General features: G+C 67.8%; 2 protein-coding genes. One reads left to right on the forward strand and one right to left on the reverse strand.

Annotation, left to right across the window (positions count from 1 at the left end; translation table 11 throughout):
* On the forward strand, positions 1 to 374 hold a 374-nt coding region (locus ELR45_RS39995), incomplete at its 5' end, for a class I tRNA ligase family protein (RefSeq protein ID WP_205857752.1).
* Between the two features lie 90 nt (positions 375 to 464).
* On the opposite strand, the gene ELR45_RS32955 is transcribed toward ELR45_RS39995, so the two are convergent.
* The coding region (locus ELR45_RS32955; RefSeq protein WP_165368317.1) for an endonuclease/exonuclease/phosphatase family protein at positions 465 to 1,283 on the reverse strand (819 nt) is incomplete at its 5' end.

Below are 1,283 nucleotides of genomic sequence, written 5' to 3' on the forward strand. Positions count from 1 at the left end.
CGATCGACAGCAGGAGCGGCCCGGCCGACCCCGCCGTCCGTGAAGCGGTGGAGGCGCTGGCGGTGATGCTGAGCCTGGTGGCGCCCTACACCGCCGAGGACATGTGGAAACGGCTCGGGCACGAGCCCACGGTGGCGCTGGCCGGTTGGCCCGCGTTCGATCCCGGCTTGGCCACCGAGGAGTCGGTCACCGCCGTCGTGCAGGTCTCCGGCAAGCTGCGGGACAGGCTCGAGGTGTCGCCGTCGATCGGTGAGGACGAGTTGCGGGCGCGTGCCCTGGCGTCCACCAAGGTGGCGGCCGATCTGGGGAGGCGCGGGATCCGCACGATCATTGTGCGCGCTCCCAAGCTGGTCAACATCGTCCCGGAGTCCTGAGCCGCGGATGGGCGCCGCGGCATCGATGCGGACCGCGCGGCCGGCGAACCGCGTGACGGCGGGCTGCGGTCAGGCGCCGTCGCCGGCCGGTCAGGGGACGGGCCGACCGTCCGTCAGTAACGTGGACAGGTCCGCCATGACGCCGAAGTGGTCGCTGGCCCAGACGCCGTCGACGGGTTCGGTGAAGAGTCGCGTGCAGGAGCGGATGTTCAGGGTAGGGCCGTGGTCGCGTCCGCGGACGAAGATGTAGTCGATCCGCCGGCCGAGTTCGAGTGCCCAGGCGCCGTCCTCGCCGTTCGGCACCATCGGATTGTCCGGGGTGAAGGTGTAGCCGTGCTCGCCCGGATGCGTTGTGGCCCAGGCATCGAAGTAGCTGACGCTGGTCCCGTCGATCGATTGACGGCCACGAAGGAAACGGATGCTCGCCGCTTCTGGCGTGGCGTCCAGGTCACCGGCCAGGATGACATGGGCCGGTGGATCGTCCACGATCTCATCTACCAGCCGCGCGACTGCTACCGTCTGGGTCTCACGCTCGTACTCCCAGTCCAGTTGCCAGCTCGGGATGTGGTTGACGAACAGGAAGCGGCCCAGCGGATCTGGAGCCTCGATCTCGGCGATCAGTGAACCGCAGGTGAAAGGTGCGCTGGCCGCTCGCCCGACGCGGCGCCCGTCGAGCTCGTGCACACGCCCGATGGGCCAGCGGCTGGCGATCGACACACATGAGCCGTCGGCCTCTCGCGCGGATTGGTGAACGTAGTGATAGTCCGGGCCGAGTAGATCACGTGGCTGGTCGTACTCGTCGGTGACGATGGCTTCTTGGAAGCCTGTGACGTCCGGCTCGGTCTGGTTGAACCCTGTCTGAAGGATCTTCCGCCTGGCGTTCCAATCGTGATGGAAACGCCAGATGTT

Source organism: Phytoactinopolyspora endophytica, from assembly GCF_004138495.1.
GTDB classification, from domain to species: domain Bacteria; phylum Actinomycetota; class Actinomycetes; order Jiangellales; family Jiangellaceae; genus Phytoactinopolyspora; species Phytoactinopolyspora endophytica.